Here is a 24,895-nt window from a genome sequence, read left to right on the forward strand (position 1 = left end):
TTTTTTTGCACAGATGCCGACCCTAGCCGGGGTGGCGGAACTGGCAGACGCACAGGACTTAAAATCCTGCGGTAGGTGACTACCGTACCGGTTCGATTCCGGTCCTCGGCACCATTATTTAGCAAAAATTCATACGCGCCCGTAGCTCAATTGGATAGAGTACTTGACTACGAATCAAGCGGTTAGAGGTTCGAGTCCTCTCGGGCGCGCCATATTTTTTACACTCAGCATTTAACTCGGGAAGTAGCTCAGCTTGGTAGAGCACTTGGTTTGGGACCAAGGGGTCGCAGGTTCGAATCCTGTCTTCCCGACCATTTCATGGGGCCTTAGCTCAGCTGGGAGAGCGCCTGCCTTGCACGCAGGAGGTCAGCGGTTCGATCCCGCTAGGCTCCACCAACTTTATAAATAAAGATCCTGGCGGCGTAGCTCAGCTGGCTAGAGCGTACGGTTCATACCCGTAAGGTCGGGGGTTCGATCCCCTCTGCCGCCACTTTTTTAAGGACCTTTAGCTCAGTTGGTTAGAGCAGACGGCTCATAACCGTCCGGTCGCAGGTTCGAGTCCTGCAAGGTCCACCATATACATTATTATCACGGAGGAATACCCAAGTTTGGCTGAAGGGATCGGTCTTGAAAACCGACAGGGGAGTCAAATCCCGCGGGGGTTCGAATCCCTCTTCCTCCTCCATTTTTTAAAAATGTGTGGACTATCTTTTATCAAACTTCTATATAATAGAAGAAACTCAATTATTATTGTCGCGGGGTGGAGCAACAAGCCGTACAAAGACGGCGCAGTAACACCGAAGCAGCCGAAGGCGATGCAGGTGTCCATGAAGCAACAAGCGTAAGAGAAACAAAGTACTACTATATTATTGTCGCGGGGTGGAGCAGTTCGGTAGCTCGTTGGGCTCATAACCCAAAGGTCGCAGGTTCAAATCCTGCCCCCGCAACCAAATGGTCCCGTGGTGTAGCGGTTAACATGCCTGCCTGTCACGCAGGAGATCGCCGGTTCGATCCCGGTCGGGACCGCCATTTTTATCTTAATACATGTGGGTCAGTAGCTCAGTCGGTAGAGCATTAGATTGAAGCTCTAAGTGTCGGCGGTTCGATTCCGTCCTGACCCACCATGTTTGCGGGTGTAGTTTAGTGGTAAAACCTCAGCCTTCCAAGCTGATGATGAGAGTTCGATTCTCTTCACCCGCTCCATTTTTTATTAGTACATATGGGCCTATAGCTCAGCTGGTTAGAGCGCACGCCTGATAAGCGTGAGGTCGATGGTTCGAGTCCATTTAGGCCCACCATTCCGAAGTAGCTCAGTGGTAGAGCACCGCACTGTTAATGCGATGGTCGTAGGTTCGAGTCCTACCTTCGGAGCCATACTGGGGAAGTACTCAAGTGGCTGAAGAGGCGCCCCTGCTAAGGGTGTAGGTCGGGAAACCGGCGCGAGGGTTCAAATCCCTCCTTCTCCGCCAGTAATTGGCCCCTTGGTCAAGCGGTTAAGACACCGCCCTTTCACGGCGGTAACACGGGTTCGAATCCCGTAGGGGTCATCGCAAAAAGAGTTCTGCATTTGATGCAGAGCTCTTTTTTTGTGCTTAAATTTAAAATGGCAATTGGTACTAGTAGCTTCTTGCTTGGCAGTTGCGGCATTAGAAAGAAAAGAAGCAACAAGCGCGGCTGCCCAAAATTCTTGGGCAGCCGCGCTTGTTTTTTATTGTTATGGGACGGATACAGTTTGTTTGCCATGGGCAGCCAGGCTATGAATCACCATTCCTGCCATTACGATGGCAATCCCTGCCCAGGCAATGGAAGATGGCAAGGCGATCGACAAAACCCAGATTTCGCCAGCTAAAGCAAAAAGGACTTCCAATGATTGCGTGGCTTCTACTGCCGCTAACTTCTTCACATCTTGGCGCACCAAATCAGTTGCTTGGAAAAATAGGACAGTCGCGATAACGCCAGAGCTGATAGCGACTATCAAGGTTTGGAATGTCTGAGAGGCATTGGGCAAGCCCTCCGCAATAAACCCATAACCCGAAAGCAGCAGCCAGAATGGGAGGCTCGCTATGGTCATGCCCAGCACCCGTTGGTAAGCGTCCAAGCGTCCTTCGCATAACGCCATCATTTTCCGATTGCCGAGAGGGTAAGCAAATGACGCCACCAAGACAGGGAGAAAGCCCATTAAGAATGTCTGAAATGAAATTCCCTGCGCATGTTCCACTTGCATCAAGAGAACGCCGAGCAGGATGATTGAAGAAAGTGCAAGCCCCTTATAGGGAATCTGTTCTTTTATACGCAATGGTCCGCGTTCTGTTTGGACTGTCGTATAAAACAAAGGCACAAGCAGTGAACCGGAAATTATGGTGATTTGCCAAGAACCTGCTATGAGCCAGCCAGGAGAATAAGCTGCTGCATAGCAGAGTGGGGCATAAAACAAGCCGAAACCGACAAAGCTCCATAACAGCCAGTCCATCGGATTTTTTCTCATTTCTGTGATAAGGCCATTTAAGTTTTTACGGAAAGCGACAATTGCCAGCAAGAAAGGGACCATGAAGAGATACCTTAAAGACGCACTCCAGATCCAATGGCCGCCGCTTGCTTCCATGCTTGCGTTTAAAACGAATGTAAATGCGAAAAAGAATGCGGCACAAATTCCGATGGCGATCGGATTCATATAAAATCCTCTCCGAAAAGTATTTAAGGCAACACTAAATTTGAAATAACATTAAATATACCGCGTCCCAAAAAGACGGTCAATGAAAAAAGGCTTCTGCTGGAAACAGAAACCTTTTTTTCTATGCCAATAAATAATGAAGAAGCAAACTGCAGCCAAGCAGAAATGCGAATAGCGTGTTGATGATGCCTGTCGCTTTCATAGCGGGCATGACTTCAAGCGGCTCTTGGAATCGCTTGAAGATTTTTACGACCCCAATTGCTTTTGGAGCACTTAAGAAAACGAGCAAGGACCAATAGGTCAAATCTGCAAAAAGGACCAATGCCAGAATCCACAAGTAGGACAAGCTGAAAAACGCTGCAAGGATTGTTACGGCTTTTTCTCTGCCTACCAGGATAGCAAGGGTTTTACGTCCGCTGGCAGCATCTCCCACGATGTCCCGGATGTTATTGGCCAACATGATAGCCGCAACAAGCAATGTGCTTGGAATTGCCAGCATGGCAGCTTCTGCTGTGACGGTACCCGTTTGGATATAGAAAGCGATGATTACAATCAGGAAGCCCATCACGACGCCCGAAAACAATTCGCCGAAAGGTGTGTAAGCAATCGGGTAAGGGCCGCCCGTGTAAAGGTAGCCGATAGCCATTGCTGCACCGCCGACTGCTAGGAGCCACCAGCTGGTCTGCGCACAAATCCAGATGCCAATAACAGCGGCAATCGCGTAAAGGATCAGCGCCAATGTCAAAACGGTTTTAGGCGTGACGCCGTTGCGTACAATCGCACCACCAATGCCGACTGAATTTTCGTTGTCGAGTCCGCGGGCAAAATCGTAGTATTCATTGAACATATTGGTTGCTGCCTGGATTAAGAGGCTTGCAATCAGCATGGCCCAGAATAACGGCCAGTCGATTGTAGTATGGTTCAGGGCGATCATGGTTCCTAAGAAAACGGGGGCGAAAGCGGCGGTCAATGTATGGGGGCGGGTCAGCTGCCACCATACACGCCAGCCGCTGTCCGCTTGAATGGAATGTGTCATTTCGTACATCTCCTTTACTTCTTTCCAATATATATTGTACCTTCAATTTCAAGGGAAATACAGCAAATGGTGTGCTGATTTCAACAGAAAGGGGTATGATAGAGGGTAGAGATTAAAAAGTGAAACTGGCTGGGCAGGATATGCGCGGCTTTAGAAAAACGGAGGGAATATGATGAATCCACAACAGTATTCATCGGCCGGCAATTTGAAAGACACACGCTATATGGCATATCAATTTTTTACAGAAACGATTGAAGTTTCCCGAATGTCCGCATTGGCCTTTTTTGAAGCGGGCGAAGGGCTGTTCAAAGGCAATCGGTTGTTTTGGCAGAACCGTGAAAAGACTTTCACATTGGTCGGCCTTGGGCATGCGCATGTCTTATCGACGCCGAACAGCCATGGGCGGTTCGAAGAAGTGAAACGCGAATGGCAGAGCTTGTGCCGGCAAATCGTCAATGAGGAGCATGAGGTACAGCCGATCTTGTTTGGCGGATTTTCCTTTGATCCTTTAAATAATACACAAAGCGTCTGGACAAATTTTCCCCAGGCTTATTTTGCGGTCCCGACTTTTCAGCTGACAATCCAGGACGACCGTGCTTATGTCAGCATCCACCTGATTACCAAAGAAGAGCATTCGTTCAATGAATTCGATGCGCTTCGCAAAGAGCGAGATCGGCTGATCCACTCAGCACAAGTTTCCGAGCTGAAAAGATATGGCAAACCGATGACCGTCAAACTGACTGAAATCAAAAAAGATCGTTATTTGGAGTCAATCGGCAAAGTGACGGAAGTCATCAAGGCAAAGCAAGCGGAAAAAGTGGTGATTGCCCGTGCTTTGAAGCTGCAATACGATAAACCACTGTCCCCGGCTGCGGCCTTGTACCAGATATCGGAAGAACAGCCGGAAAGCTTTTTATTCGGCATGGAAGCGCAAAATCAGTTTTTCTTTGGAGCAAGCCCTGAACGGTTAGTGAAAGTCAAAGACCGCCAAGCGCTATCGACATGTTTGGCAGGGTCAATTCCCCGCGGCAAAACGGCTGAGCAAGACGCCAAATTGGGTGAGGAATTGCTTCAAGATAAAAAAAATCGCTCTGAACATCAATATGTTGTTAAAATGATCAGTAAAGTATTCAGTAAGCACAGTACGAACATCATTGTGCCAAAAATGCCGAAATTGATGAAAATCCGTGATATTCAACATCTGTATACACCGGTAGAAGGTAAATTGGCGCAAGGCTCTACGCTGCTTGATTTGGTGAAGGATCTGCATCCGACGCCAGCGCTTGGCGGGGAACCGAAGCAGGAAGCGATGAGCTTGATCCGCCAGTATGAAACGATGAATCGCGGCTTTTATGCAGCGCCCATCGGCTGGATTGACGCAAAAGGGAACGGCGAATTCGCAGTCGCCATCCGCTCAGCATTATTAAGTGGAAAAGAAGCTTATTTGTACGCGGGCGGCGGAATTGTCGAAGATTCCAGCCCGGAATCGGAATACGCAGAAACATGGGTTAAATTCAGACCGATGCTCCGTGCGCTTGGAGGCCAATTAAGTGACGAATCGTAAATTGTTGACTGAATATGTATCTGCATTTACCCATTCCCTCGTTTCTTCGGGAGTATCGGACGCAGTCATCAGCCCGGGTTCCAGATCAACCCCGCTCGCTTATGCCTGCATGAAACAAGAAGGGCTCGCCGTTCATCGCCAGATAGATGAGCGGTCTGCTGCCTATTATGCATTGGGATTGGCAAAAGCATCCGGCAAGCCGGTAATGCTGCTTTGCACGTCCGGGACAGCGGCTGCCAATTTCTTTCCTGCAATCGTGGAAGCTTATTACGCGCGTGTGCCGTTGTTGGTCGTAACGGCAGACCGTCCGCATGAACTGCGGGAAGTCGGCGCGCCGCAGGCTATCAACCAGATCAACCTTTTCGGTGCACATGTGAAATGGTCAGCGGATTTGCCAATGCCGGAAGAAGACAACCGGCTCGATTTCCTGTCACGCCACCTTCACCGCTCTGTCACATCGGCGAAAACGGAACCGAAAGGGCCGGTGCATCTGAATGTGCCATTCCGTGAACCGCTGCGCATTGATTTTGAACAACGCTATGAAAGCAAAGGCGAGGTTGTGCATTTCGCCGGCGTATCGGCATTGAGCGCGCAAGCTGAAAGCTTCCTATTGGATACGCTTGAATTAGAGCGAGGCTTGCTTGTTGTTGGGGAAATGCCTGAGCCATTGCCGCGTGCATTCTGGGACTTTGCGGAGAAGTTGCAATGGCCGATTCTGGCTGACCCGCTTTCTAACTTGCGGGCAAATACAGCAGCACGGCACCAAAGCCTGCTCATCGACAGCTACGACGCGCTGCTGAAGAATGAAGCTTTCAAGATGGCCGTTAAGCCGGAGGCGGTCATTAGAATAGGGCCACAGCCGGTATCGAAGCCGCTGACAGCATTTCTAGCTTCTGTAAAACCGGAAATCTACGCTGTGATGGACGAAAGCCCAATGATGCGGGATGCCCAATCGGTTGTCACGCACCATCTCCAAGTTTCTGCAAAAACCTTATGGCAGCTGCCGGTCGGCCAACAAACGGAAATTGCTTATCTTGCAGAATGGCAGAAAGCCTCGACTCTTTTTTGGAAGCTCGCGGATGAGCATTGTGCAGCTGAACTGGATGAAGGCGTTTTGGCAAAGGCTTTCTTTGAAGAGCTGGACAATTGTAACCTCGTTATCGGCAGCAGTATGCCGATCCGGGACGTAGACACTTATTTCCGCACGACGGACAAGGATATTTTGATGTACGCGAACCGCGGAGCGAATGGCATTGATGGTGTCGTATCGACAGCATTCGGTGTACAAGCTGCCAATAAACGCCATACCTATCTATACATCGGAGATTTGTCGTTCCTGCATGATATGAACGGCTTGATCGCTTCCCGCTTGCAGGAAACGGATCTGACAATCATTGTCATGAACAATGACGGTGGCGGAATCTTTTCCTATTTGCCGCAGTCGGAAGAAGAACGCTATTTTGAAGCGTTATTCGGTACCCCGACAGGATTGAAGTTTGAAGACGCGGCGCGCATGTATGATACGGAATATGCAGCGGCGGAAACAAAGCAGCAGCTAATTGATGCGCTGCGGACAGAAAAACACAAAGCGGTAAAAATAATTGAGGTATTTACGGACCGTGCAAACAACACAAAGACCCACAGGAAATTATGGAATCGGCTGGATGAGGAGCTGGGGAAATAATGAAAGAGCACATCGAAGGCGCCGAATATCATTTGGAAATACTGAATAGCGGCCAAAGCCGCACGGTAGTTTTTCTGCACGGATTTACAGGCAGCACCGCAAGCTGGGAAGAAATCGCGGCAGCATTGCCTGAGTACCGGATTGTGCTGATTGATTTGCTGGGTCATGGCAAGACGGCGAGCCCTGCTCAATCGTCCCGCTATGCCATGGAACTGCAAATCCGGGATTTGAAAAAGCTGCTCGACAAATTGGATATCACAGATTACGCGCTGGCGGGCTATTCAATGGGCGGCCGCACAGCGCTCGCTTTTGCGGCTGCTTATCCGGAACACGTGCGTGTTTTGATTCTTGAAAGCGCATCGCCGGGCTTGAAAACCACAGCTGAACAGCTGGAACGCCAGCGGCGCGATGAAAAACTGGCGGAGCGGATTCTGTCAGATGGCATATTCGAGTTTGTTGAGTTTTGGGAAAAAATCCCGTTATTCAACAGCCAGAAAAACTTGTCGGACAAGGTGCGGGAACGCATACGCCATGAGCGGATTGCGCAGAAGCCGATCGGTCTGGCGAATAGCTTGATCGGCATGGGAACGGGTTCGCAGGCTTCTTATTGGGAAGGGCTTAAAGGGCTGAACATGCCGGTTTTATTAGTGGCGGGGACATTGGATACGAAGTTCATGGAAATCGCTAATCGAATGGCGGATCGGCTGCCAAGGGCTGTATTTTGCTCAATTGAAGCCGGCCATGCAATTCATGTGGAAAAACCGGCCGAGTTTGCTACAATAGTAAGGGAGTATTTGAGATCTAACTACTAAGGAGGAAAATCATGACACGCGAATGGGTTACAGCACGTACATATGAAGACATTAAGTTTGAAACGCTTAATGGCATTGCCAAAATTACCATCAACCGTCCGGAGGTGCGCAATGCGTTCCGCCCGAAAACGGTACACGAGTTGATCGATGCGTTTTCACGCGCACGCGACGATTCTAAAGTAGGCGTCATCGTCCTGACAGGCGAAGGCGAAAAAGCATTCTGCTCAGGCGGAGACCAAAGTGTCCGCGGACACGGTGGCTACGTCGGGGAAGACGAGATCCCGCGTTTGAATGTCTTGGATCTTCAGCGCTTGATCCGCGTTATCCCGAAACCGGTAGTGGCGATGGTCGCTGGCTACGCAATCGGCGGCGGACATGTCCTGCATGTTGTCTGCGATTTGACGATTGCTGCTGACAATGCACGTTTTGGCCAAACTGGCCCGCGCGTCGGTTCGTTCGATGCCGGATACGGTTCAGGCTATCTGGCACGCATCATCGGCCACAAGAAAGCTCGTGAAATCTGGTACCTGTGCCGCCAATACGATGCACAGGAAGCGCTTGATATGGGCTTAGTCAACACAGTCGTGCCTTTGGACCAGTTGGAAGACGAGACTGTCAAATGGTGTGAAGAAATGCTCGAGATGAGCCCGACGGCATTGCGTTTCGTGAAAGCGGCAATGAATGCTGACACAGACGGTCTTGCAGGGCTTCAGCAAATGGCTGGAGACGCAACATTATTGTATTACACAACGGATGAAGCAAAAGAAGGCCGCGATGCGTTCAAAGAAAAACGCAAACCGGACTTTGGGCAATTCCCGCGTTTCCCGTGATTTTCGAATAATTGAAAGCTGTCCTCCCGGGGACAGCTTTTTTTAAAGAAAGGATTTTTCACATGATGTATCCGAATTGGCTGTCCCAGCGTGCCTCCTTAAACGGTAGCCGTATGGCGTTATCATTTGAAGACCGGCAATGGACATTTGCGGAATTGAATGGCATTGCGCTGGATTATGCCGGAAAGCTGACCGCGGCCGGTGTCACGAAAGACAGCCGGGTGGCATTTCTATCGAAATCGCATCCACAATTCGTCATGTTGATGTTTGCCTGCATGCACGTCGGCTGCGAAATGGTTATGCTCAACGAACGCTTGTCGAAAGTTGAATTGGCTTTTCAGATGGACGATTCTGAAGCGGATTTTGCGCTTGTCGATGATGCGCTGCACGGTAAAATAGACAGTCCGCTCCAAATTCTTTTCAGTGAATTGGAGAAAAAGGAAGGTCTTGTCTTCACACCGGAAACCGAATGGAATTCGGAACGCACGATTTCGATCATGTACACTTCCGGGACAACAGGCAGCCCGAAAGGCGTCAGGCAAACGGCGGAAAACCATTTTTCAAGTTCTGTATCTTCTGCGCTGAACATCGGCGTCGCGCCTGATGATGTCTGGCTGTGCACTGTGCCGCTGTTCCATATCAGCGGATTTTCAATCTTGATGCGCTCGCTCATTTATGGAATGGGTGTCAGGCTCCATCCGAAATTCGATGCTGAGCAATGCGCCTATGAACTACAAGGCGGCCTTGTCACGCATATGTCAGTGGTCGGTGTGACGCTGGAGCGCATCTTGGCGACATTGAAAAAGTTGGACCTGGAAGTGTCTCCGCATTTTAAAGTGATGCTTGCCGGCGGCGGGCCGATTCCTCCGAATTACATCCACCGTGCCGGAAGCTACGGCATGTCGGTGCTTCAAACCTACGGCATGACGGAAACTTCATCCCAGACGACGACTTTGCAGCCGGATGATGCAGACCGCAAAGTCGGTTCTTCCGGCAAGCCGCTGTTTCTTTACCAGGTTCGTATTGGCGAAGCGCTGAAGCCTGGAGACATTGGCGAAATCCACATCCGCGGTCCGCAAGTGTCGCCAGGCTATATCGGCAAATTCGCAGAGCGCGAAGTCCAGCGGGATGGATGGCTACATACCGGCGACATGGGTTATCTGGATGATGAAGGATTTTTGTACGTCGTCGACCGGCGCTCAGATCTCATTGTGTCAGGCGGCGAAAACATCTATCCGGCTGAAATCGAGAAAGTGCTGCTTGAGCACCCAGCTGTACGTGAAGCGGGCGTTTGCGGCACAAAGAACGATGTATGGGGAGAAGTGCCGGTGGCGTTTGTTGTATTGAAAGATGACGTGGAAAAGCAGGAACTGGTGGAGTTCTGCCAGACGCGGCTTGCATCGTATAAAGTGCCAAAGTGGATCCGAAAAGTCGATTCGCTGCCGCGCAATGCCTCGAACAAGCTATTGAGAAGAGAGCTGAAAACATGGGATTGACGATCGAATCGATTGAGCTGAAGCGGGTCAACGAACCCTTGAAGCATGCTTTTAAAACCTCGCTGCAAACGGTTACGGAGCGGGAAAGCCTGATCGTAAAAGTGGTTTCTGATGGAGGGCTGGAAGGGTTCGGTGAATGTGTCGCGTTTTCAACTCCTTGGTATACGGAAGAGACAGTCACCAGTTGTAGTTTTGTCATCGAACACGTACTGATTCCGTTTTTATTGAATAAAACCTTGGAAAGTCCCTCACAAGTGGCTGAGTTGTTTACCGCTGTCAAAGGCAACCGCATGGCGAAAGCGGCAGTAGAGACAGCTGTGTGGGATGTGTTCGCGAAAAAACGGGGGATGCCGCTATGGCAAATGCTCGGCGGTTCGGATGCACCGGTGCCGGCAGGAGTCGTTGTTGCGGCGGATGAAGACAAAATCGGCGATGAGGTGGCTGCGGCTTTTTCTGCGGGCTATAGCCGGGTCAAAATCAAAATCACGCCAGACAGCAACGTCGAACTTTTAAAAGAAATCATTGGCCGGTACCCGGAGATGCTGTTTTTTGCTGATGCAAACGGTGCATTCGCAGAAGCTTCTTGGGAGCGGCTGCTGGAATTCGATGGCGCGGGCTTCAAGTTGATCGAGCAGCCTTTCGGCGAACAAGAATGGCAACTCCACGCCCGCGCGAAACGCGTTATGGAAACGGCGATCTGCCTCGACGAAAGCATCGGCTGTTTAGCTGATGCCGAACGGGCAATCGCCGAAGGGGCTGCGGATATTCTGGTCTTGAAAATGGGCAGGCTCGGCGGCTGGAGCGAAACGCTGAAAGTAGTTGAGCTGTGCCGTGAACATTCAATCGGCATGTGGGTCGGCGGAATGATCGAATTCGGAGTTTCGAAAGCCCATAATCTGGCGCTCGCTTCCTTGCCAGGGATCACGCTTCCTGGCGACTTTTCCGCGTCCCGCCATTTCTGGGATCGGGATATTATCGAACCTGAAATCAGGATAAAAAATGGAAAAGTTCAGTTGAGCAAAGATGCCGGTATCGGTTACCGCGTTGATTGGCAGAGAGAAGGGTGAATGGCATGTTAAGGGGAGTAATCATGTTATTGGCGATGACCTATTTGCTGGTAAAGGATCATTTTCCGCAATTGATGGGATTTGACATGGGCAAATGGATTGCCATTGCTGTCATTTCCATTCTTTTTCTGGCAGGTGGCTTTGCTTCAAAAAAACACAGCAATGTAAAGGGGCAAGCATTATGGATGCTGGGCTCCACGTTTTACCTTTTAGTTCTGCTAATAGTGCTGCCGCTGCTTGGCGGAACATCCTCTATGGGGATATCCCTTGGCAATCCAATAATTTGGCTGCTGCTGGCAATTACAGCGGTGCAGATCTACTTAAAAATGGCTAAGCGGGAAAAGGAGACCAATACATGAAATTTTACATAGCATCAAGTTTTTCGAACCAGGAAATGGTGAAATACCTTAGCCGCATGCTGATCGAACAGGGGCATGAACAGACCTATGATTGGACCTTGAACAGCAGAGCCGAAAATGCAGAAGCTCTTGCTGCAATCGGGCAGCTTGAAAAAGCCGCAGTCCTTGAAGCTGATATGTTCTTTATCTTGCTGCCTGCAGGCAAAGGGAGCCATATCGAGCTTGGGCTGGCACTGGCTACAGAGAAAAAGGTGTATTTGTTTTCCGAAGAAGATACCGTTTATGATTTTTCGGCAACGACCACGTTCTACCATTTGCCGGAAGTGGAGCGGGTGATCGGCACACTGAATGACCTGGTAGGAATTGTCGCTCAAACGATTAACAACGCGCAGTTGGCCAAACATTCCATAATGTTAAAATAAAACAAAGAGAATCCGCAAAAGGGGGCTTGGCGATGAACAATATCCAAGGGGCTGAAATCAAGTATTTTGCTATCGGCATGCCGGAAAAGCTTTTTTATGGAGAAGGCAAAGAAATGTTGACAGCAATTTGCAAAAAACCGGTACAGCATGCTTTTTTGGCTAAAGAGGGCTTTCATGGCGATGGAGTAGCAGACATGAAGCATCACGGCGGGGTGGACCGCGCTGTCTGCATTTATCCATTCGAACATTATGTACGCTGGGAACAGGAGTTTGGTATTGGGCTGCCGCCAGCCGCGTTCGGGGAAAACCTGACGCTAACCGATATGCTGGAAGAAAACATCTATATCGGCGATGTTTTGCGCATCGGCGAAGCTGTCGTCCAAGTGACGCAAGGCCGCGTGCCCTGTAACACGATCGATCGGCGCCTCGAAATGGCACCTTTCCTGAAAGAGATGGTGATAACCGGCTTTACCGGCTATCTTTGCCGTGTGCTGGAGGAAGGGATGGTCGCGTCGGATGACCGGGTAGAGTTAATCGAAAGGGATCCAAAAGGGGTTTCTGTGTTGTATGCCAATAACGTGAATTTCCATCAGCCGAAAAATGCTGAGGCAATCCAGCAAGTTCTGGAAGCTCGAGCGCTTGCCGCAGAATGGCAAGACTGGCTGACAAAACGGTTAGTGAAACTAACGACATAGAAAAGCACTGCGAATCGGATTCGCAGTGCTTTTTGTTTATTTCAATATGGTTTCAAGCGTTTGGAGATTCTTTTCCATCAACGTGAAATACGTTTCTTCGTTGTCGATGTTTTCTTGGGTAAGCACGCCGAGATTGTGCATTTCAACTGCTTCGGCTCCGACTTCCTTCTGAATGACTTCCGTCAAGTTGGAGGAAACGTTTTGTTCAAAAACGATATGTTGGATTTTTTCCTCCTTGGCGAGATCGACAATTTGGGTCAGTTCCTTCTGGGAAGGTTCGTCCTGGCTGTTCAAGCCGGCGACTGCAATTTGTTCAAAGCCATATGGCTCGGAAATATAGCCGAATGCCGAATGCGAAACGAAGAATGTCTTGTTGTTGACGCGTTCAGACAATGCAACGAACGATTCATCCAGCTCTTCAAGTTCAGCAACTAATGCATCGTAATTGCTTTGGTAGTCTTCAGCATGGTCGGGATCTTGTTCAACCAATGACTCTTTGATCGATGCTGCCAGTTTTTGGCTCAGTACAGGGGACATCCAGACATGCGGGTCTGTTGAGCCGTGGTCGTGGCCGTCGTGGCCAGCTTCTTCAGCAGGCTCTTCTTCATGTGCATCCTTATCGTGGGATTCTTCCTCATGCTCATCCTCATGCGGTCCAGCTGCTGCATCCATCTCCTCGTCCGAGATCGAGTCGGATGTTGCTGTGAATTGGACCTTTTCATTTTTCAATGTATCTTTCGCTTTGCCGATAAAGCCTTCCAAGCCTAAGCCGACGTAGAACATCAAGTCAGCCTCTGCCAACTTGATCATGTCCTGTTGCGTTGGCTCAAAGCTGTGTTCATTCGCTCCGGCAGGGTAGACCGATTGAACCTCGACATGCTCAGCGCCGATCCGTTCCGTAAAATATGTGAGCGGATAAACAGTCGTGTAAACCTGGACTTTCGACTCGTCCGCCTGTCCGTCTTGTGCTTGTTCTTCGCCGGCCGGAGTGCCGCAAGCCGCTAATAATAAAGCCGATGATAAGATTGCAAATAACTTTTTCATAATTTATCCTCCAAAATGTAATGATTACGTTTTAACTACTTAACGAATAATACAGCAAATCTTTTTAAAACACAAGAAAAACCACCAATCATTTTTTTGGTGGCCATTCTTCGGGGACAAAATCGATGCCGCCTTTATTGAAAGGGTGGCAGCTTAAAATTCGGCGTACTGCGAGATAACCGCCTTTCAATGCACCATGCTTCTCAACGGCTTCAATTCCGTAATGGGAGCAGGTCGGGTAGAAGCGGCAGCTTGGCGGTGACAAGGGAGAAATGAACCGCTGGTAAAAGCGGAAAAACTTTAAGAGGAATGTCTTCAATTAGATTCATCTTCTTTCACGGTAATTGTCTGTATGTTTATTGTAAGCAGGGGAGAGGTATAAATAAAGTATAAGAGCTTATCAAAACTTGAGGAGAGTGGGCAATATGTCAAAAGAGTTAAACCAAGAAATGAACGTACAGGTGGCAACATGGTCGGTGCTGTATACGAAATTACATAATTTTCATTGGTACGTGAAAGGCCCTTCATTTTTCACGCTGCATGTGAAGTTCGAAGAATTATACAACGAGGCTACTTTGCATATGGATGAAATCGCAGAACGCCTATTGGCGCTTGGGGGCAAACCGGTTGCGACGATGAAAGAGCAATTGGAGCTGTCGGTCGTAAAAGAAGCGACATCAAAGGAAACGGCTGAACAAATGGTCGATACAGTCGTGAAAGATTATAATAAAGTCATGAAATCCCTGAAAAAAGGCATGGAATTGGCTGCTGAAGACGGCGACGACATGACCGAAGATATGTTCAACGCTATCCATCAGAATCTTGAAAAGCATTCTTGGATGTTATCTGCTTTTCTTGGCGAAAAGAAGTAAAATAGAAGGACTGGAGCGTGCACTGAACGACAGTGCACGCTTTTTCTTATGAGCCAAGGAGTGAGTGGATGAAATATATAGATCTGAACGGCATCGAATGCGAGCTTTCATTTGAAAAAGAATCGTTTCCTGCGCCATGCAGGCACGTATTGGTTATTTGCAAATTCAGCGGCGAGTGGGTGCTGACGAAGCATAAAGAACGGGGGCTTGAGTTTCCGGGAGGCAAGGCGGAGCCTGGCGAAAGTTTACAGCAGGCGGCAATAAGGGAAGTATACGAGGAAACGGGTGCTGTTCTCGCAGAATTGGAATGGTTCGCGGAATATCGCGTCAATACGGATCGTCCGTTCTGTAAAACCGTCTTTATCGGGAAAGCGCAGCGGTTAGAGGAGATTCGCTTGATGGAAACCGACGGCATCGTGCTCATAGGGGAGTTAGAACCGGATAACAAATATAGTTTTCTAATGAAAGACGACGGAATGAAGGCAATCATGGAGAAGGTGGAGCATCTTGGAAAATGGAACGATTAAATCGAAGAAAATGTATCCTTCGCCGAATCCGCATGTGCGGCTGACAGAAATCAGTTATTGGTCAGAAGGATTGCTCGTGAAAGGCTTGCTGGCCGAACCGGAAAAAAGAGGCGCTTATAGCGGCATCCTTTACCTGCGCGGCGGCATCCAGTCAATCGGCATGGTCAGGCCGGCGCGGATCGCACAATTCGCCGCACAAGGATTTGTGGTGTTTGCACCTTATTACCGTGGAAACCGGGGCGGGCAAGGGCGCGATGAATTTGCCGGAGCGGATCGATGGGACGCGGTTTATGCAGTCGACGTGCTGAAACAATTCTGCTCAGAGGCAGTCCATATCCTGGCTTTCTCCCGTGGAGGAATCATGGCTATATGGACCGCAGTCCTGCGGCACGACATTACGTCTGTCGTCACTTGGGCAGGCGTCACAGATACCGTACTGACGTATAAAGAACGGCCAGATATGCGGCGTATGATGAAGCGGCTTTACGGCGGCACGCCAAATACAGCATTGGAGGCGTATGAGGAGAGAAATCCTTTGATGCGCTTGAATGAAGCGCAAGCTCCGTTTCTAATTATCCACGGGCTGAAAGATGAAAACGTGTTTCCAGCACAAGCGTTTTTGCTGGAAGAAGCGTTGATCCTAAACGGTCAAAAGCACGAAACCTGGTATTTTCCGGACTATACGCACTTCTTCCCGCCAGCCGTGAACCGTAAAACGGCACGGTCTTTGACTGAGTGGATGAAGAGCCAAGAAGTGGATGAATAAGACCTCAAGGAAAAAAGCCGCAAAAAAAGAAGCTATCCGCTATGGATAGCTTCTTTTTCCTAGTTAGTTTTTAATCGGTCCGCCTTGTTCACTGATATCAGTGGAGACAGTACCGAATTTCTTGAAGTTCGCTTCGAATTCTTGTGCAAGCTCTCTTGCTTTCTGATCGTAAGCGGCTTTGTCAGCCCAAGCATTGCGCGGGTTTAATACTTCAGTAGGAACACCTGGCACTTCTTTCGGAATTTGCAAGCCGAATACAGCTTCTTGTTCCGTTTCGATGTTGTGGAGTTCGCCTTTGATTGCTGCACGCACCATTGTGCGTGTGTACGACAATTTCATGCGGCTCCCGACGCCGTAGACGCCGCCAGTCCAGCCCGTATTCACTAAGAACACTTCAGACCCATGCTCATCGATTTTGTCGCCAAGCATTTCAGCGTAGACAGTCGCGTGCAATGGAAGGAAAGGTGACCCGAAGCACGTAGAGAATGTCGCTTCCGGAGAAGTGACGCCGCGCTCAGTGCCCGCAAGTTTCGATGTGTATCCGCTTAGGAAATGGTACATCGCCTGCTCTTTTGTCAATTTGCTGATTGGAGGCAGTACGCCGAAAGCGTCTGCAGTCAAAAAGACGATTGTTTTTGGATGGCCTGCCACTGAAGGGAAGACAATATTTTTGATTGCATGGATCGGATATGCTGCACGTGTGTTTTCTGTTAAAGAACCGTCAGCGTAATCCGGAATGCGTGTTTCTTCATCCACTACTACGTTTTCAAGTACAGAACCGAACGTGATTGCGTCATAGATTTGCGGTTCATGTTCGCGCGTTAAATTAATCGTTTTCGCATAGCATCCGCCTTCAATGTTGAAGACGCCGTTATCAGACCAGCCATGCTCGTCGTCGCCGATCAATTTGCGGTTTTCGTCTGCAGACAATGTTGTTTTGCCTGTTCCAGACAAACCGAAGAACAACGTTACATCGCCTTCTTCGCCGACGTTCGCTGAACAATGCATAGGAAGGATGCCTTGTTCAGGAAGCAGGTAGTTCATGATCGAGAAGATCGCTTTTTTCATTTCGCCGGCATATTCTGTTCCGCCGATCAAGATGATTTTTTGCTCCATCGATACAATGATGAAAGTTTCAGAATCCGTACCATCCACAGCAGGATCTGCGTGGAACGTTGGTGCATAGACAATTGTGAATTGCGCTTCGTGGCTTGTCAATTCCTCTTTTGTCGGACGGATGAACAGTTGATGAGCGAATAGGTTATGCCAAGCGTATTCGTTGATGGTCTGAATGCCCAGACGCGATTCAGGATCAGCACCGGCGTATCCTTTGAATACGAACAGCTCATCTTTTTGCTTCATGTGGTCCAGCACTTTAGCGTACAGGTTTTCGAAAACTTCGGATGAAATCGGGCGATTTACAGAACCCCAGTCAATTTTATCTTTAGAAATAGCTTCATCTACGATATATTTATCTTTAGGGGAGCGGCCAGTGTATTTGCCAGTTTCAGCTTTTACTGCGCCATCTTTCGTCAAAACAGCTTCTCCACGGGATGTGGCTGCTTCGATTAATTGTGGAACTGATAATTGCACGTGTATATTTTGGCCATTTAAAAGATCCTTTAAATTGCTTGAGAAGTTTACTGGATTCATTTATATGTACCTTCCTTTTCGGTTATTCCCATAGCCATGGGGAGCTTGTATATTTCGTAGATTAGTATAACACATTATAGCCATTAGTCTATACTAATAACCCGGTGACATGAAAAAGTAACAATAATTTGGCATTAATCCATTCATCGTGTGGATCAATAAAGTTTTGCACTTCTATTTGGCTAAAAACGTTGACATCACTATATACATTCCGTATGATGAAAAATTGTACGGATACTCTTATTCCGAGCTGGTGGAGGGGACAGGCCCTATGAAACCCGGCAACCTGCTGCATTTGCAGAGAAGGTGCCAAACCTGAAGCAAGGAACTCAACCTTGGACGATAAGAGTGAAAGGTGCTTATGATGATTTTTCCTTTCCTCATTTATTTATGAGCGAAGGGATTTTTTTATGAATCGCCCTTAATCCTCGTGTGCAAAGGCCACAACGGCTTGAAGTTCAATCCAGTTCGGCTGGAACGGACTTGACATGGGAAAACGAGTACCGTATCAATTTCGAGAGCAATCTCGCAGGATATAAGGAGGAGCTTTTTTTGACAAACCGTAAATTATTCACATCAGAATCAGTAACAGAAGGACATCCGGATAAAATCTGTGACCAAATCTCAGATGCCATCCTTGATGCAATCTTAGCAGCAGACCCGAACGCACGGGTAGCATGCGAAACGACAGTAACAACAGGTTTGGTGCTTGTTGCGGGAGAAATTACGACATCGACGTATGTCGACATCCCAAAAGTAGTGCGCCAAACAGTTAAAGATATCGGCTATACACGCGCGAAATACGGTTTCGACTCTGAAACAAGCGCTGTTTTGACAGCGATTGATGAGCAGTCAGCGGATATTGCTGCGGGAGTCAACGTGGCTCTTGAAGCACGCGAAGGGCAAATGACTGATAAAGAATTGGATGAAATCGGAGCAGGAGACCAAGGTCTGATGTTCGGATACGCATCTAACGAAACAGAAGAATTGATGCCATTGCCAATCAGCTTGGCACATAAACTGGCTCGCCGCCTTGCAGAAGTGCGCAAAGAAGAGATCCTTCCATATTTGCGTCCGGATGGCAAAACGCAAGTGACGATCGAATACGATGAAAACAATAAACCGTTCCGCGTTGACACAATCGTCATCTCGACTCAGCATCACCCAGAAGTGACGCTTGAGCAGATTCAGCGCAACATCAAAGAATATGTCATCAACGCAGTCGTTCCGGCTAATTTGATCGATGAGGATACAAAATACTTCATCAACCCGACAGGCCGTTTTGTTATCGGTGGACCACAAGGAGATGCGGGCTTGACTGGCCGCAAAATCATCGTAGATACTTACGGCGGTTATGCGCGCCACGGCGGCGGTGCTTTCTCAGGCAAAGATGCGACTAAAGTGGACCGTTCAGGTGCATACGCTGCACGCTATGTTGCGAAAAACATCGTTGCTGCAGGCCTTGCAGACAAATGTGAAGTCCAAGTGGCTTACGCAATCGGGGTAGCACACCCGGTTTCAATCGCTATCGATACATTCGGAACAGGCAAAGTAAGCGAAGACACTTTGATTGACTTAGTACGCGAAAACTTCGATTTGCGTCCAGCTGGCATCATCAAAATGCTTGACCTGCGCCGCCCAATCTACAAGCAGACTGCAGCATACGGACATTTTGGCCGTACGGACGTGGATCTGCCATGGGAACGTACGGATAAAGCAGCAATCCTAAAAGAACAATCAGGCGTTGCTGCAGAATAAATTAATATAATAGTAGAAAAGACGATCGGCAAATCTGCCGGTCGTCTTTTTTTGAATAAGAACAGCATCAATAAGCCATTGAATAGTTGGAGAAAAATGATAGAATAAATGTAAATAATTAAATATTCTAAAAATAATGGATATTAATTCGTTTGCATTGCAGGAAAATGCGCAGCTTAAAAAAAGCCGGCTTTTGGCCGGCTAGAAAATCTTTTTATTTTTCTTGCAGCGATTTGTAATAAGCACCTTTTTCAGCATATTCGCGGACGATTCGCTCCATGTCTGCTTTGTCTTCGTCTTTTAGTTCACGGACAACTTTTGCGGGGCGGCCGAGGGCGAGCATGCCTGGCGGAATGACTTTTCCAGGCGGAACGAGGCTGCCCGCTCCGATAAATGCCCCTTCGCCGATTTCGGCGCCGTCAAGAATGACGGAACCCATGCCGACAAGTGCTCCTTTGCGGATTTTGCAGCTGTGCAAGGTGACTTGGTGGCCAATGGTTACGTTGTCTTCAAGAATCAGCGGATTGTTCGGGCTTTGGTGCAAGACACAGAGATCCTGGATATTGGTTTTATTGCCAATGATGGTCGGTGCGACATCGCCGCGGATAACGGTATTGAACCAGACTGAAGATTCAGCGCCGATGGTAACGTCACCGGTAACCGTCGCGAAGTCCGCGATAAAAACCGAAGGATGAATGTCTGGCTGTTTGCCGTGGAAAGGATAAATCATGGGAAAACCTCCAAATTAGTTAATAACTATCTTTAATCCTATCAAATTCGATGCAAAGGTCAAAATATTGGCGTTCATATGAAGATAAGGGGATGATGGATTTGTGGAAATGGGAAGCGGAAGGACAGGCGAAAGCGGTAATGGTCCTTGTACATAGTGCATACGAACATCACATGAAATATGCGTGGCTGATCGAACAATGGCGGTCTGCAGGCTTCCATGTCATCATGGGGGACTTGCCAGGGCATGGCCGCGGAATTCCGGGCAGCAAGCCGCATAACGAAGCTTTTAACGATTACGAAAAATCAGTGGAGCAGGCGATTACGGTTGCTTTGGAAAATGAGCTGCCGGTTTTTGTATTAGGCCATGGCCTCGGAGCGACGATCGCGATGAATGTTTTGGGCGAAAAAGCTTTTCCGGTAGCTGGAGTGATATTGAGTTCGCCGTGGCTCCATTTACTGAAAACCCCTTCTGTCTTGGCGCCCGCTTTATCAAAGTTGGGAAGCCTTCGCATTGACCACGGTTTGAAAATTGAAGACTTAACGAGCAATCCGGAATCGATCGAATCAGAAAGCGGAGACCCTTCCTACCGCACGGCTGTGACGATGGGCTGGTACCGCGAATTGCATTCTTATATGAAAAAATCCATTTCTGCGAAAAGGCGATTTCCGGATATTCCGGTTATGGTCCAAACGGCAGGAAATGACAGGATTGCAGATAAAAGTTATGCCAAGCGCTGGCTGCAGGACCGCGAGCTCGGTCAGTTCAGCTACAAGGAATGGACCGGTTGCAGCCACGATTTGTTTTTGGAGCAGCAGCGGGAAGAAATATTTTCCGCAAACCATTCCTTTGTCAAAGATGCATTGCGCTTGGTCGGCTATGTTGTGAATTAACCCTAAGCAAGGAGGAATAATGTGTCATTGAAATTCAGTATTTTAGATCAGTCGCCTATAGCAGAAGGCAGTACGCCGCAGGAAGCGTTGAAAAATACGGCTGAACTCGCATGTCGTGCCGAAGAATGGGGCTATACACGCTTTTGGGTTTCAGAGCATCACGATGCGGCGACGCTGGCAGGTTCGAGTCCGGAAGTGCTGATTGCCCATCTTGGAGCTGTGACGAAAACGATCCGGCTGGGTTCTGGCGGCGTCATGCTGCCGCATTATTCGGCATTTAAAGTCGCAGAGAATTTTAAGCTTTTGGAGGCTTTGTATCCGGGACGGATCGATGCCGGAATGGGCAGGGCGCCGGGCGGAATGCCGCGTGCAAGCTACGCATTGAACGACGGAAAAGCGCGGGACGCGAGCCGTTTCCCGGAACAAATCGATGAATTGCGGATGTACCTGGACGATGCGATTCCGGAAGACCATCCATATTATGGCATGAAAGCGACGCCTGTAACGGCCACTGCACCGCCGGTTTGGATATTGGGTTCAGGCCAAGAATCCGCGTTATTGGCAGCGAAAAAAGGGTTGCCTTATATGTTCGCCCAATTTATCAACGGTGAAGGCGGACAAAGTTTCGCATTGTCTTATCGCGAGCGATTTGTGCCATTTAATGGAAACAACCCTTATCAAGCTGTTGCTATTTTCGTAGTCTGCCAGGAAACTGAAGAACAAGCCGAGCGAATAGCCGCTTCGATGGATATGGCATTGGCATTCGGTGCACAAAGCAAGCCGCTTTCGGGAACGCCTGCACCGGAAAAAGCGTTGGCGTATACCTTTTCGAAATTCGAGAAATTGCTCGTCGAAGAAAACCGCAAACGGATGATCGTCGGCGATCCGGTCCAGGTAGTGGATGCTTTGGAAAACTTGGCTGCGGGCTATGGAGCGGCCGAAGTAATGATTGCAACGATCACATTTGATTTCCAGGATAAATTGTCGTCGTACCGCTTAATTGCGGAAGAAATGAAAAAGCGCTCTAACTTGTAACTGCAGGTTGTTAGTTTGAAAGGAGGAGGCAGAAGGTGAAAATCGCAATTGTTACTGGTGCCAGCCGGTTGGACGGCATCGGGGCAGCCATTTGCCGGGAATTGGCAGAAAGCGGTTGCCAGATCTTTTTTACATATTGGACTGAATACGATAAAAACATGCCATGGGGAGTAGAAGCAGAGGAACCCCAAAAGCTGCAAGCGGAACTCGCAGCATTAGGCATTAAGGTGGCGAGCCTGGAAGTGGACTTGGCTCACCCTCATTTTGTGAAGCTTTTATTGGACCGAGTTTCAGTCCAACTCGGCGAACCGGACATATTGGTCAATAATGCTGCGTATTCGACGGCTACTGATTATTCCAGTTTGACAGCGGACGAATTGGACCGCCATTACCAGGTGAATGTCCGGGCAACGGCTTTGCTGAGTGCGGGATTTGCGAAACGTTTTAAGAAAAAAGCTGGCGGCAGAATCATCAATATGACTTCAGGTCAGTTTCAGGGCCCCATGGCTGGAGAGTTGGCTTACGCGGTGACAAAAGGTGCGGTCGATGCATTAACTTTCACGCTTTCCGCGGAAGTTGCGCCGCTTGGCATTACGGTCAATGCCGTGAACCCAGGTCCGACCGATACCGGGTGGGCAACAGCGGAAACCAAAAGCTTTTTGGAAACGAAATTCCCAACGGGCAGGCTCGGACAGCCACGGGATGCTGCAAAGCTCGTGAAATTTCTCGCCAGCGATGAGGCGGAATGGATTACGGGGCAAATCATTCATTCAGAAGGCGGCTTTATGAGGGGGTAAATTGAAAACGGATAGCTACAATGGTTAAAGCCAAATGAAAAGACAGCCTATGCGGCTGCCTTTTTTCATTTCATATTAATTTTCTTCGCTGTAAATGTTAACTATTTTTTTTGAAGATTTGCGGTTTTTCGCAAACTCGATTAAGTCGATCGCTGTGCTGCTCAAATGATTGGCTTGAGCAACATTATTCTTGTCGCGGTATACTTTCGATGAAATATTCGTGGTAATCGCATGGACTGTCGCGTTCAGGTCAACGACCGAATTCTTGGTGCCTTTTGCTGCATCAACAACAAAGCCAATTTTTTCGGATTTCATTTTCATGTCTTCTTTCAGTTCGTTGGTTCGGTGCTGCAGACTCGTTGTTTCCAGAGTGAGCTTATCCATCCGCTCTTTTAAGTTGTTAGCGGAACCTTTAATTTCTTTCATCGGCTTCTTCATTCCTTTAATCAAAAGGAAAACCCCGATTCCTGCTACAATCAATCCAATTATGACAAGTGCTAATGCTATGTACAACCACATTGCTGTGTCCATGTTGTTTCCTCCTTCATTTTATTGGCCTGTTGGATATCTTATACCCGTTTTACATAGCCCTTTAACATGCCAGAAGGGCAATCATGATTTCTTAGGCTGCTTTTTTTCAATGGCGATCAAAAAAGGCGGGGAATGCTGCTGGTTGATAAATTCATACCGCATAACATCGTAAGAAATTTGCGGCAAAGCACGGACGAAATCCATCACGGCGTCGCGTTCTTCGCTTCCGCCTTCGTGGCCGGAATAAATGACGATAAGCACCAAGCCGTTTTCTTTCAACAATTCCAAGCTTTGCTGAATGGCTTGAAGCGTGCTTGTGGATTTCGTGATGATGCTGTGGTCGCCTTTCGGCAAATAGCCCAGATTGAAGACTGCTGCAGAAATCGGCTCGTGGACATGCATTGATATCTCTGCATGGCTTGCGTGGAACAGCTCGACATTTGGGAAATCCTCAACACGCTTCCGCGTCGCGTCGATTGCTTCCTTTTGAATATCGAATGCGAACACTTTTCCAGCAGGACCGGTAAGCTGCGCAAGGAAAAGGGTATCGTGGCCGTTGCCGGCTGTCGCGTCGATTGCCGAATCGCCGGCTAAGACAACTTGTTGCAATAAGTTTTTGGTGAAGGGCAGGACGCGCTGCAATGTCATGATTTCACACGCTCCTTGAAATGTTTTCCTTGCCAGCTTCCGCGTTCAGCAAGTTCGGCATCGATGCCGTTTAATACGTCCCATTTATTGGCGCTCCACATCGGCCCGATCATCAAGTCGATCGGCCCGTCGCCGGTAATGCGCTGAATGACCATCTCAGGCGGCAGTATTTCCAATTGGTCAGCTACCAGCTTGATGTATTCCTCTTTGCCGAGAAATTCAAGCATACCTTTTTCGTATTGCTTGACCATCGGCGTGCCTTTCAGCAAATGAAGCAAATGGATTTTAATGCCTTGGACATCCAGTTTAGCCACTTCGCGGGCAGTTTCCATCATCATGTCCCGATCTTCAAGCGGCAAGCCATTGATGATGTGTGTGCAGACGCGGATGCCGTGTTTCCGCAATTTCTCCACACCTTCCACATAAAGCGTAAAGTCATGCGCGCGGTTGACCAATAACGCAGTCTTTTCATGGACCGTCTGCAAGCCGAGCTCGACCCATAAATAAGTGCGTTCATTCAGCTCCGCCAAATAATCGACGACGTCGTCGGGCAGGCAGTCGGGACGCGTCGCAATGCTCAGGCCGATGACATTTTCCTGCGCCAACGCGGCTTCGAACTTTTGCTTGATCACGTCAAGAGGGGCGTGGGTATTTGTATAGGCTTGAAAATAAGCCATGTATTTCGCATCTTTCCATTTGCGGTGCATCGTTGTTTTTACTTTCTCGAATTGCACATCAATTGGATCGACACGGTCGCCGGCAAAATCGCCGGAGCCGGCCACGCTGCAGAATGTGCAACCGCCAAAAGCGACTGTGCCGTCGCGGTTCGGGCAGTCAAAGCCCGCGTCCAAAGCGATTTTCATGACCTTAAAACCAAAATGGTCCCGCAAGTGGCGGTTCCACGTATAATAGCGTTTGCCATCGGAAGAAAAAGGCAAAAGATGATCCATCGTCTAACAACTCCTCTGCGGTTATTGTATCACGGCCTGAAAAGCCTCGACAATG

General features: G+C 48.7%; 25 protein-coding genes, 15 tRNA genes and 1 riboswitch. Of the genes, 31 read left to right on the forward strand and 9 right to left on the reverse strand.

Translation table 11 applies throughout. The features are described from left to right. Positions 1–25: 25 nt before the first annotated feature. The 15 genes from AC4EHJ_RS00005 (at position 26) to AC4EHJ_RS00075 (ending at position 1,547) form a co-directional block, all read left to right on the forward strand. Positions 26–114 (forward strand) — tRNA-Leu (locus AC4EHJ_RS00005). 21 nt (positions 115–135) lie between these two features. After that, positions 136–212, forward strand: a tRNA-Arg gene (locus AC4EHJ_RS00010). A 25-nt stretch (positions 213–237) separates the two neighbouring features. Then, positions 238–314 (forward strand) — tRNA-Pro (locus AC4EHJ_RS00015). A gap of 6 nt (positions 315–320) precedes the next feature. After that, positions 321–396 (forward strand) — tRNA-Ala (locus tag AC4EHJ_RS00020). A 20-nt stretch (positions 397–416) separates the two neighbouring features. Beyond that, positions 417–490, forward strand: a tRNA-Met gene (locus tag AC4EHJ_RS00025). 9 nt (positions 491–499) lie between these two features. Beyond that, positions 500–576, forward strand: a tRNA-Ile gene (locus AC4EHJ_RS00030). Positions 577–592: 16 nt separating this feature from the next. Then, a tRNA-Ser gene (locus AC4EHJ_RS00035) sits at positions 593–685 on the forward strand. A 188-nt stretch (positions 686–873) separates the two neighbouring features. After that, positions 874–950, forward strand: a tRNA-Met gene (locus tag AC4EHJ_RS00040). 3 nt (positions 951–953) lie between these two features. Then, a tRNA-Asp gene (locus AC4EHJ_RS00045) sits at positions 954–1,029 on the forward strand. A 19-nt stretch (positions 1,030–1,048) separates the two neighbouring features. Further along, positions 1,049–1,124: transfer RNA gene (locus AC4EHJ_RS00050), tRNA-Phe, on the forward strand. A 5-nt stretch (positions 1,125–1,129) separates the two neighbouring features. Beyond that, positions 1,130–1,203 (forward strand) — tRNA-Gly (locus AC4EHJ_RS00055). Between the two features lie 18 nt (positions 1,204–1,221). Then, positions 1,222–1,298 (forward strand) — tRNA-Ile (locus AC4EHJ_RS00060). 1 nt (position 1,299) lies between these two features. After that, a tRNA-Asn gene (locus tag AC4EHJ_RS00065) sits at positions 1,300–1,374 on the forward strand. A gap of 4 nt (positions 1,375–1,378) precedes the next feature. Further along, positions 1,379–1,469: transfer RNA gene (locus AC4EHJ_RS00070), tRNA-Ser, on the forward strand. A gap of 6 nt (positions 1,470–1,475) precedes the next feature. Continuing rightward, positions 1,476–1,547 (forward strand) — tRNA-Glu (locus tag AC4EHJ_RS00075). Positions 1,548–1,714: 167 nt separating this feature from the next. Here AC4EHJ_RS00075 and AC4EHJ_RS00080 read toward each other — a convergent pair. Beyond that, positions 1,715–2,671: a DMT family transporter gene (locus AC4EHJ_RS00080; RefSeq protein WP_490973574.1), complete on the reverse strand. Its 957-nt coding sequence runs from the start codon at positions 2,669–2,671 to the stop codon at positions 1,715–1,717. Positions 2,672–2,792: 121 nt separating this feature from the next. Next, a complete protein-coding gene (locus tag AC4EHJ_RS00085; RefSeq protein WP_490973575.1) occupies positions 2,793–3,707 on the reverse strand; it encodes a 1,4-dihydroxy-2-naphthoate polyprenyltransferase in 915 nt (304 codons plus the stop codon). 172 nt (positions 3,708–3,879) lie between these two features. Here AC4EHJ_RS00085 and AC4EHJ_RS00090 point away from each other — a divergent pair, with 172 nt between their 5' ends. The 9 genes from AC4EHJ_RS00090 (at position 3,880) to AC4EHJ_RS00130 (ending at position 12,636) form a co-directional block, all read left to right on the forward strand. Next, positions 3,880–5,271, forward strand: coding sequence for an isochorismate synthase (locus AC4EHJ_RS00090; protein WP_490973576.1), 1,392 nt, complete (start codon positions 3,880–3,882; stop codon positions 5,269–5,271). After that, the gene (menD, locus tag AC4EHJ_RS00095) at positions 5,258–6,955 is read left to right on the forward strand and encodes a 2-succinyl-5-enolpyruvyl-6-hydroxy-3-cyclohexene-1-carboxylic-acid synthase (RefSeq protein ID WP_490973577.1); all 1,698 of its coding nucleotides are present in this window, start codon (positions 5,258–5,260) and stop codon (positions 6,953–6,955) included. Before AC4EHJ_RS00090 ends, menD begins: the two co-directional genes overlap by 14 nt. Beyond that, on the forward strand, positions 6,955–7,767 hold the full coding sequence (gene menH, locus AC4EHJ_RS00100) for a 2-succinyl-6-hydroxy-2,4-cyclohexadiene-1-carboxylate synthase (protein WP_490973578.1): 813 nt from the start codon (positions 6,955–6,957) through the stop codon (positions 7,765–7,767). The genes menD and menH overlap by 1 nt, the downstream gene beginning before the upstream one ends. 11 nt (positions 7,768–7,778) lie before the next feature. Next, the gene (menB, locus tag AC4EHJ_RS00105; protein ID WP_490973579.1) at positions 7,779–8,597 is read left to right on the forward strand and encodes a 1,4-dihydroxy-2-naphthoyl-CoA synthase; all 819 of its coding nucleotides are present in this window, start codon (positions 7,779–7,781) and stop codon (positions 8,595–8,597) included. 62 nt (positions 8,598–8,659) lie between these two features. Continuing rightward, the gene (locus AC4EHJ_RS00110; RefSeq protein ID WP_490973580.1) at positions 8,660–10,093 is read left to right on the forward strand and encodes an o-succinylbenzoate--CoA ligase; all 1,434 of its coding nucleotides are present in this window, start codon (positions 8,660–8,662) and stop codon (positions 10,091–10,093) included. Next, positions 10,084–11,160 (forward strand): o-succinylbenzoate synthase, encoded by a 1,077-nt coding sequence (menC, locus tag AC4EHJ_RS00115; protein ID WP_490973581.1) that lies wholly within the window; start codon positions 10,084–10,086, stop codon positions 11,158–11,160. Before AC4EHJ_RS00110 ends, menC begins: the two co-directional genes overlap by 10 nt. 5 nt (positions 11,161–11,165) lie before the next feature. After that, entirely contained in the window at positions 11,166–11,519 is a 354-nt protein-coding gene (locus tag AC4EHJ_RS00120; RefSeq protein WP_490973582.1) for a hypothetical protein, read from the forward strand. After that, positions 11,516–11,941, forward strand: coding sequence for a nucleoside 2-deoxyribosyltransferase (locus AC4EHJ_RS00125; protein WP_490973583.1), 426 nt, complete (start codon positions 11,516–11,518; stop codon positions 11,939–11,941). Before AC4EHJ_RS00120 ends, AC4EHJ_RS00125 begins: the two co-directional genes overlap by 4 nt. Positions 11,942–11,973: 32 nt before the next feature. Continuing rightward, positions 11,974–12,636, forward strand: a complete 663-nt coding sequence (locus AC4EHJ_RS00130; RefSeq protein ID WP_490973584.1) for an MOSC domain-containing protein — start codon at positions 11,974–11,976, stop codon at positions 12,634–12,636. A 36-nt stretch (positions 12,637–12,672) separates the two neighbouring features. Here the strand turns inward: AC4EHJ_RS00130 and AC4EHJ_RS00135 are convergent, their stop codons facing one another. Beyond that, a complete protein-coding gene (locus AC4EHJ_RS00135) occupies positions 12,673–13,680 on the reverse strand; it encodes a metal ABC transporter substrate-binding protein (protein ID WP_490973585.1) in 1,008 nt (335 codons plus the stop codon). A gap of 88 nt (positions 13,681–13,768) precedes the next feature. Next, positions 13,769–13,999: a membrane protein insertion efficiency factor YidD gene (gene yidD, locus AC4EHJ_RS00140; RefSeq protein ID WP_490973586.1), complete on the reverse strand. Its 231-nt coding sequence runs from the start codon at positions 13,997–13,999 to the stop codon at positions 13,769–13,771. 106 nt (positions 14,000–14,105) lie between these two features. On the opposite strand from yidD, the gene AC4EHJ_RS00145 reads away from it, so the two are divergent. The 3 genes from AC4EHJ_RS00145 to AC4EHJ_RS00155 all read left to right on the forward strand — a co-directional run bounded on the left by AC4EHJ_RS00145 (position 14,106) and on the right by AC4EHJ_RS00155 (position 15,845). Then, positions 14,106–14,552 (forward strand): Dps family protein, encoded by a 447-nt coding sequence (locus AC4EHJ_RS00145; RefSeq protein ID WP_290213856.1) that lies wholly within the window; start codon positions 14,106–14,108, stop codon positions 14,550–14,552. Between the two features lie 68 nt (positions 14,553–14,620). Then, a complete protein-coding gene (ytkD, locus tag AC4EHJ_RS00150) occupies positions 14,621–15,079 on the forward strand; it encodes an RNA deprotection pyrophosphohydrolase (RefSeq protein ID WP_490973587.1) in 459 nt (152 codons plus the stop codon). Next, positions 15,060–15,845: an alpha/beta hydrolase family protein gene (locus AC4EHJ_RS00155; protein WP_490973588.1), complete on the forward strand. Its 786-nt coding sequence runs from the start codon at positions 15,060–15,062 to the stop codon at positions 15,843–15,845. The genes ytkD and AC4EHJ_RS00155 overlap by 20 nt, the downstream gene beginning before the upstream one ends. A gap of 63 nt (positions 15,846–15,908) precedes the next feature. Here AC4EHJ_RS00155 and pckA read toward each other — a convergent pair whose 3' ends face one another. Then, positions 15,909–17,498 (reverse strand): phosphoenolpyruvate carboxykinase (ATP), encoded by a 1,590-nt coding sequence (gene pckA, locus AC4EHJ_RS00160; RefSeq protein WP_490973589.1) that lies wholly within the window; start codon positions 17,496–17,498, stop codon positions 15,909–15,911. 237 nt (positions 17,499–17,735) lie between these two features. Beyond that, positions 17,736–17,847: riboswitch (SAM riboswitch) on the forward strand. 203 nt (positions 17,848–18,050) lie between these two features. Here pckA and metK point away from each other — a divergent pair. Next, positions 18,051–19,256 carry a methionine adenosyltransferase gene (gene metK / locus AC4EHJ_RS00165; RefSeq protein WP_490973590.1) on the forward strand — a complete coding sequence of 402 codons (1,206 nt, stop codon included), beginning with the start codon at positions 18,051–18,053 and terminating at the stop codon, positions 19,254–19,256. A gap of 214 nt (positions 19,257–19,470) precedes the next feature. On the opposite strand, the gene AC4EHJ_RS00170 is transcribed toward metK, so the two are convergent. Next, positions 19,471–19,986: a gamma carbonic anhydrase gene (locus AC4EHJ_RS00170; protein ID WP_490973591.1), complete on the reverse strand. Its 516-nt coding sequence runs from the start codon at positions 19,984–19,986 to the stop codon at positions 19,471–19,473. A gap of 92 nt (positions 19,987–20,078) precedes the next feature. Here AC4EHJ_RS00170 and AC4EHJ_RS00175 point away from each other — a divergent pair, with 92 nt between their 5' ends. Genes AC4EHJ_RS00175 through AC4EHJ_RS00185 form a run of 3 tightly spaced genes read left to right on the forward strand, consistent with a single transcriptional unit; the run spans position 20,079 to position 22,711 of the window. Beyond that, complete coding sequence (locus AC4EHJ_RS00175; RefSeq protein WP_490973592.1) at positions 20,079–20,879, forward strand: alpha/beta hydrolase; 801 nt, start codon at positions 20,079–20,081, stop codon at positions 20,877–20,879. 21 nt (positions 20,880–20,900) lie between these two features. Beyond that, entirely contained in the window at positions 20,901–21,914 is a 1,014-nt protein-coding gene (locus tag AC4EHJ_RS00180; RefSeq protein ID WP_490973593.1) for an LLM class flavin-dependent oxidoreductase, read from the forward strand. 35 nt (positions 21,915–21,949) lie between these two features. After that, positions 21,950–22,711 carry an SDR family oxidoreductase gene (locus AC4EHJ_RS00185; RefSeq protein WP_490973594.1) on the forward strand — a complete coding sequence of 254 codons (762 nt, stop codon included), beginning with the start codon at positions 21,950–21,952 and terminating at the stop codon, positions 22,709–22,711. Positions 22,712–22,786: 75 nt separating this feature from the next. On the opposite strand, the gene AC4EHJ_RS00190 is transcribed toward AC4EHJ_RS00185, so the two are convergent. From AC4EHJ_RS00190 to mnmL, 3 genes are all read right to left on the reverse strand, one after another. After that, positions 22,787–23,242, reverse strand: coding sequence for a DUF948 domain-containing protein (locus AC4EHJ_RS00190; protein WP_490973595.1), 456 nt, complete (start codon positions 23,240–23,242; stop codon positions 22,787–22,789). Between the two features lie 81 nt (positions 23,243–23,323). After that, positions 23,324–23,890, reverse strand: a complete 567-nt coding sequence (gene mnmM, locus AC4EHJ_RS00195) for a tRNA 5-(aminomethyl)-2-thiouridylate-methyltransferase MnmM (RefSeq protein WP_490973596.1) — start codon at positions 23,888–23,890, stop codon at positions 23,324–23,326. Then, the gene (gene mnmL / locus AC4EHJ_RS00200) at positions 23,887–24,840 is read right to left on the reverse strand and encodes a tRNA modification radical SAM protein MnmL/YtqA (protein WP_490973597.1); all 954 of its coding nucleotides are present in this window, start codon (positions 24,838–24,840) and stop codon (positions 23,887–23,889) included. The genes mnmM and mnmL overlap by 4 nt, the downstream gene beginning before the upstream one ends. Between the last annotated feature and the right edge of the window lie 55 nt (positions 24,841–24,895).

It is taken from the genome of Planococcus sp. TJ-301 (assembly GCF_058268475.1).